The organism is Campylobacter canis (assembly GCF_045504005.1).
In the GTDB taxonomy this organism is placed as follows: domain Bacteria; phylum Campylobacterota; class Campylobacteria; order Campylobacterales; family Campylobacteraceae; genus Campylobacter_A; species Campylobacter_A canis.
Genome location: NZ_JBJJXH010000010.1, coordinates 69,683 through 76,316, shown reverse-complemented (window position 1 = coordinate 76,316; position 6,634 = coordinate 69,683). Strand labels below are relative to the sequence as shown.

The window sequence follows — 6,634 nt, the reverse complement described above, 5'->3', positions numbered from 1 at the left end:
CTATAGTTGTTTTAATGAAAATATTATATAGGATTAAAGCTTAAATATCAATGAAGTATTTTAACAGAGCCATTATAGATTATTGCCGATTGTTTACTAAAAAATGGTAGATAGGAATTTTTTGCAAACATATAGCAAGTTTGTGTGATTTATTTAAGATAGCTTCCTTGAGTCGGTGTTGTAGAAATATCTTTGTTTTCTTTTATGTTTTCTTTATTGCCAAGAGCATCCGCTCCTTTTAAAAAGGCTATAATTGCCCCTAGATCCTTGTATGCAGTTCTTGCCGCTACCATTTTCATTAGTTCTCTAGTGCTCCCGCCATACGAAGGATCGTTTAAATATCCTGAAAATGCAGCTTCTATATCTTCAGCGCTCAGTTTGGTTAGTTTTTCAGAGCCATGTGCTCTTTTATTTCCGTCTTCCCCATGACATGATGCACAATTTTTGTCGTATAGCTCACGACCTTTTTCTACGTTATATTTTCTATTATTATCAATCCCTATATTAAAAAATTTCCCGTTATCGCTTTCCAGTTGCTTTTCATACACATTTATACTGATATTCTCATCTTTTGAATATTTTTCAACAAGAGCTTTAAGCTCTTTTGCAAACTCTCCTTTTGCTTCAAAAACATAGCTTGGCTCGCTTGCATTTAATGTAAATATTGAAACAAAGCATACAAAAAATGAAATTTTGTGAAAACGCATATAAAACCTTTTTGTTAAAATTTAAAAATCCCAAGTAGCAAAACTACTCGGGATTATATCATATTTATAGTATACAAATACTAGAATTTATATACTGTTTGGAATCTGAATCTATCGTATTTAAATTTTACTCCATCTTTAGAGTCTTTAGCTGCAGCATACCAAGCTAGGAAATCAAGCTTTTTGCTATATTTGTAGCTGATTTGTCCATTAATCTCTTTTCTCTTAGCATCTTCTTTTTTTAATCCATAAGAGTAGCCTTTGCCGCCTATGTAGTTAAGACCAAATCCAAGCTTATCCACATCATATCCGGCACCAACGAAGAAGAATTTATTTTCGTCAGTAATATTGTGATAGTATTGACCGTTCATAGCTCCATTTAGCACTCTAGCAGGATTGATTAATTTACCGTTATCTTCTATTGTGACAAAGCCTCTTTTCATATTGTCTTTTGTTTTGTAGTTGATATAGCCTGCATTAAATTTAGCTCCCATTGCTGCTATGTCCGCTTTAACGGCATAGAAGTTTGTGTTTGAAAATTCAGGTTTTAAATCACTATCTACCTTACTGTGAACATATTGACCTTGCAAGCCTAGCTTTACAGCATCCATATCAAATTTTGCAGCTGCGTCAAATGCATATAAATTTGCAACGTCTACTAAGCTAGCCCACCATAGTTTAAAGCTTATCGGATTGTAGCTGCCCATTGCCGCTAAACCATAAAGGTTATTTCCTAATCCGTCTTTTAGATTAGTAGGTGCAGGGTGATGAATAGAAATAGCAGGGGTTAAAATATCAACTTCACTTCCTTTATCTAGTGCATCAAAAGCAACAGCGGCTAGAGTAAGACCCTCTATATCTGAATTAACTATTCTTAAGCCTGTACCTGTCAAGTCATCGTCAAAGAATGTTCCTATAAGTTGTTTACCGGCAGTTATAGTAGTATTGCCTCTTTTGTATCCTAGATAAAATTCTCTAACCTTAAAAGGCTCTTCGGTTTTTGTTTTGTCTACCGACCCATCAGAACTATCTATTGTTTTACCTGAATTGTCTATTGTTTTATATGTTAATCCCAAAACACCAAAAAAATTATCATCCAAAACAGCTTTAAATGTACCGATAAATTTAAACTCGTTACCTGCGCTTGTTTTTGTATTGCTATCTACTCCGCTTTTGGTAGTAGTATATCTGTGTCTTGCAAAACCCGAAAAATCTACATTTTTAATAGCCTCTTCAAGTGGCGTTGCACTCGCAACTGTTGAAAAAGCACCTAGAGCAACCAAAGCTGCTAAACTAATCTTAGTTAGTTTCATATTGTCTCCTTGTTAAATTTGGTTAAAATCTGATTAACACTAAAAATATTACCATAAAAATAAGGAAAATAACTTAAATTGTTTTTTGGTAATCTGATATATAGTGATTAATGTTAAGTTTCTTCACAATATACGCAGATTATCAAGAATTCAAGCACGCTTAGAGAAGTATGTAGCTAATAAGTTATGAGAATCGTTTTTAAAAAATGATATTTTTAAGAAGTTTTGCTTAAAAGCTTAACCTTTAAAATCAGCGAATTTCACTTAAAAAATCAAAATTTTAATAAATTTTGAACAAAAATCTTAAAAGTAAATTTTAGATAATTTATTAAAAGAATAAAAAGGGAGCTTTGCCTCGCCCCCTTAAAAGGAGTTCTAACTTTGATTGCTTGATGAAATTATAAATCACATCGGTAAATCAACGGCTAATCAAAGTTGATCTTCTCATCTTTAGGCAGTTCTACAACTTGTTTTTTATTTGTTACACGTTTGGTTTGTTGAATTTTTGTGCTTGTATTTAAATTTTTATATGATTTTTTAGGGCTTACGTAGCCTTGCTGTATAAGATACATATTTTTTATTTTAGTATCAAAAATAGTTGCATAGATCAAATCGCCGACATTAAAATAATGCTTATCGGCACAAAATTTACCGCTTGATAGCTTATCGTTACTCGTATCAACGCTTCTTATATCATAGCACCAGCCGTTTTCGGTATAGCTAATATCCTCTATAACGCCGCGTATGCTTTGTTCTTTTTTGATAACAGGCTGATTTATCGTGCTGAGACTTGGCAAATTTGGAGTTTGATTAAAAAGATCAAAACATCCCGTAAATAAAGTCACAAAACTTAAAATGCAAATAAGCTTAAGCTTCGACATTTATGATATTTCCACCTAGTTTTGCTATGCGCTCATCTATCTTTTCTAGAGTTTTTTGGATGGTTTGTTGAGAAATTTCAGGCAAATTTCCTCCCCAAAGTCGCTCAGCTTCTTTAAAGCCATTAGCAACACCTTCTCTACCCGCTTTCAACATCTCAAGATCATCTCCTGCGCCGTTAAGGACAAAATCAGCAATCCTATTTGCCGTGTTTGTGATACCAAAAAATCCGTCTTCGCCTATAAGCGCCTTTGCTTCGTCTTGATTTAGAGATGTTATGTCTTTGCCGTCATAACCAATCGATCTATAATCAATCCTGTTTAATATCTGAATCAAATTTTTAGAATTTATATCCTGAGGATCAAACAAGCTAAGCGCTGATTGGGTATCGAAATTTATACTTGTATGATTAAAAGCTTTATTTTGAAACTCTAAGAAATAGCCGTTTGTAAGCTCTTTTGTATTTAAATTTGTAAAATTTTCTCTAAATTTCTCAATGTTTTCTTTACTGCTTAAATTATAAGGATTTGAGTTATTAAAATTCGAACTTATCTGCATTTATTCTCCTTTATTTTCATCAATTTTACTATGCTTTTTTAAATTAAGTTTAAAGAGACTCGTTTAAAATTACATTTTTTAATAAATTAAGCCCGTTTTCTATATCGTCCCATTTTGAAAATTCTGAAGGATTATGGCTGATTCCGTCTTTTGAAGGGATAAATATCATCGCGGTAGGACAAATTTCAGCCATATGCATAGCGTCATGTCCTGCTCCGCTTGGCATTATCTCATAGCTTAAATTTAACACCTTAGCTTCCGAAGCTATCAAATTTATAAGCCTCTCGTCAAGCTTGCATGGAGTATCAAAACCGAGTTGCTTTATCTCGCATTTTACGCCTCGTTTCTCTTCTATTTTGTTTATATGCGAGATTATCTGAGCGTAGGTATCTTCACGGGTTTGCAAATTTATACCCCTTAGATCAATGAGCAACATCGTCTCTCCCGGCACTACGTTCATCACGCCCGGTTTTACGGAGCAATTACCCGTAGTTGCCACTACACTATTTTGAGAATTATCTTTTGCTATCTTTTCAACTGCCAGTATTATCTCAGCCGCCGCGCAAAGTGCGTCATTTCGGTATTTCATAGCAGTGGTTCCGGAGTGCTGAGGCTGCCCGATAACTCGCACGCTAAATCTATGAGGCGCAGCGATAGCACTAACTACACCGATTTGAATTTTTTCGTTATCCAGAAGCGGTCCTTGCTCGATATGAATTTCAAAAAAGCTTTTGTAGTTAGGTTCTAAATTTTTAGCCTCTTCGATTCTTTTTATATCTATTCCGAATTCGCTAAAAATTTCGCCTATTTCACGTCCCGTAAAGTCTTTGACATCCTTTAGCTTCTCATATCCTAGCTTACCGCACATTACTTTGCTACCAAGAGTTGCGATATTAAACCTGCTTGACTCCTCGCACTCAAATACGATTAACTCAAGAGGGTGTTTTGTTTTGATATTTTCATCATTTAGCGAGCGGATTACTTCAAGTCCGCCAAGCACGCCTAAAATTCCGTCAAACTGTCCGCCGTTTATAACCGTATCAAGATGAGATCCAAAGGCGATTGCGGGTAAATTCGGCTCGCTTCCTTCGCGCCTTGCAAAGATATTGCCTATCGCATCCACTCTTACGCTAAGTCCCGCTTCCTGACAGCGCTTTATAAAGAGTTCGCGCGCGGTTTTATCCTGAGAAGTGTAAGCAAGTCGGCTCATTCCGTCGCCGAAACTATAATCGTTTATAGAATTAATCTCTATAAAAAGATCTTTTAATCTACTCAAATTCACGCCCATTATAAGCTCCTAAAATTTTATTTTCTAATATTTTATATAGTTTGCGTTGAATTTGAGGTTAGATTTTTTGATTTTAGCAGAGATTTGAATAAAAAGAAGGTTAAATTTAAGCTATTTAACCTTATGGTGAACGCTACCGCTATAAACTATATCACGAGCTTGCATATCATCGTTTGTAAGCACTTCGCTGAGTTTGCCGCTCTCTTTTAGCCTCTGTAAATCGCCCTCCAAATCCTCTTGATAGCTATACACCATCGCAACGCCTGCAACTCCGTTTATACGCTCCATAGTCTTAAAAGTCTCAAGCTCGTCTTCAAAATTATCTACGCTTATAAGTGCTACTATCTTTGCGTTTTCATAAGCAATAACTTCGCACTGGCTCATTTTACGAAGCGAATTTAAGATCTCGTCTATCAAATTTTCATCTTTTACATGCACTATAACACTTGAAATATTCATCTAAATCTCCAAAATTTTACTTTTTTCTCGTAAGCAACACTTATAAGAGAACTATCATCTAAAAAATGTATGCCGTTTATGGTGCTTTGCATAGTTTTTAGCCTTGCTAAAACTCTCTTGCTGTTTACTTCAAACACATCTATATCGCTTAAATCATCACTCATAAATGCTCCAAGCTTGCCGTCATCGCTAAGACCTACCGCATAGACTAAAAAATTTGACCTCATCATGCCGATACTGCCGCCACTATAAACTCCTGCATGTCTATCCACTCCGCCTGTAACGATAGCGCCGTTTTTATACTCTATATCATACATATTATCTTTATGAAAGCCAAGCTCGTTTAGCACTTTGCGCTCTTTAGCGTCAAATATATAAACTATCCCGCTCTCACACCCCACGGCAATCTTGTTTCTATCTTCGCTAAGCTCAAAGTCAGATAGCGACGCTATAGAAAATTTTTTGCTAAAGTCAATGTTGCCCGTTTCTAAATTTAAAAAATAAATTTCATTACTAAGTGAGCCGATAATAGCTGTCTTTGGATTTAAAAATAGAGCCTTTTTGATTGATTCGTTATCTAAATTTATAGTCTTAGTCTCTACTCTTTTACTATCAACCATCTCATAAATATGCAAAAGTCTTTTTCCGTAACTAGTTTCGCTTAGCACCATCAGCACGCCGTTAAGCTCGTCTATGCTAAATACCTTTGCAAACTCGTCATCCGTAAAATGCGTCTTTATCTTTGGTAAAACTATAGGCTCTAAAAACTCCTCGCTCTTCATATCATAGATATTTACCTGACCGCTGTCGGTACCAAGATAAAGTTTGTCGTTTAAAAGCGAGGAACTTATCACGTTAGAGTGCGCTTCTATGATCTTGTAAGGCTCTTTGATATCAAGAGAAAAAGCCAAATTTAAAAGCGCTAAAAAAGCGAGTAGAATTTTCATAAAGCCTCCATTTTGATAGAATTTTTAAAACACACCTCAAGACACTGCGCACATCCCGTGCAGCGTTCGTTTATAACAGGGCGAAAAACGCCAAAAAAGTCAATCGCTCTAAATTTGCATACATCTTGGCAATTATAGCAAATCGTATCATTCCACGCTAAGCAAGAAGCCACATCTATACTAACTTTTGCTTCTATTTTGGCTGGGAATTTTAGACTTAAAACCTCTTTGCCGATCTCTTCGCAAGCTATGGCGCAATCCTTGCAGAAGTTGCAACCTAAATTTTTAAACTCAAAAATAACTCTTTGATTTTCAAATCTCAAAAGCTCGCGCCCGCAAGCCTTTACACAAGGAGCGTGACAATTCACACAATCAAATTCTCCGCAAAAATACGGCGGAGCGATAAAATTAGGCGCCTGCTCTTTGGCGCCTAAAATTTTTGTAAAAAGTCTTCTTCTTGAGAGATTGTTTGCCTCTTGCAAT

8 protein-coding genes are annotated in these 6,634 nt (G+C 35.5%); all 8 read right to left on the bottom strand.

Annotation, left to right across the window (positions count from 1 at the left end; all coding sequences use genetic code 11):
* Window positions 1-149: 149 nt before the first annotated feature.
* Window positions 150-707 carry a c-type cytochrome gene (locus ACHJH3_RS09795; protein WP_407064644.1) on the bottom strand — a complete coding sequence of 186 codons (558 nt, stop codon included), beginning with the start codon at window positions 705-707 and terminating at the stop codon, window positions 150-152.
* A gap of 80 nt (window positions 708-787) precedes the next feature.
* The gene (locus tag ACHJH3_RS09790; protein ID WP_407064643.1) at window positions 788-2,020 is read right to left on the bottom strand and encodes a major outer membrane protein; all 1,233 of its coding nucleotides are present in this window, start codon (window positions 2,018-2,020) and stop codon (window positions 788-790) included.
* 425 nt (window positions 2,021-2,445) lie between these two features.
* On the bottom strand, window positions 2,446-2,901 hold the full coding sequence (locus ACHJH3_RS09785; protein WP_407064642.1) for a hypothetical protein: 456 nt from the start codon (window positions 2,899-2,901) through the stop codon (window positions 2,446-2,448).
* Entirely contained in the window at window positions 2,888-3,457 is a 570-nt protein-coding gene (locus tag ACHJH3_RS09780) for a hydrogenase-4 component G (protein ID WP_407064641.1), read from the bottom strand. The genes ACHJH3_RS09785 and ACHJH3_RS09780 overlap by 14 nt, the downstream gene beginning before the upstream one ends.
* 49 nt (window positions 3,458-3,506) lie before the next feature.
* Complete coding sequence (locus ACHJH3_RS09775; protein WP_407064640.1) at window positions 3,507-4,745, bottom strand: Zn-dependent hydrolase; 1,239 nt, start codon at window positions 4,743-4,745, stop codon at window positions 3,507-3,509.
* Between the two features lie 111 nt (window positions 4,746-4,856).
* Window positions 4,857-5,204: a chaperone NapD gene (locus ACHJH3_RS09770; protein ID WP_407064639.1), complete on the bottom strand. Its 348-nt coding sequence runs from the start codon at window positions 5,202-5,204 to the stop codon at window positions 4,857-4,859.
* On the bottom strand, window positions 5,201-6,151 hold the full coding sequence (locus tag ACHJH3_RS09765; RefSeq protein WP_407064638.1) for a WD40 repeat domain-containing protein: 951 nt from the start codon (window positions 6,149-6,151) through the stop codon (window positions 5,201-5,203). Before ACHJH3_RS09765 ends, ACHJH3_RS09770 begins: the two co-directional genes overlap by 4 nt.
* Window positions 6,148-6,633, bottom strand: coding sequence for a 4Fe-4S dicluster domain-containing protein (locus tag ACHJH3_RS09760; protein ID WP_407064637.1), 486 nt, complete (start codon window positions 6,631-6,633; stop codon window positions 6,148-6,150). The genes ACHJH3_RS09765 and ACHJH3_RS09760 overlap by 4 nt, the downstream gene beginning before the upstream one ends.
* Window position 6,634 lies beyond the last annotated feature (1 nt).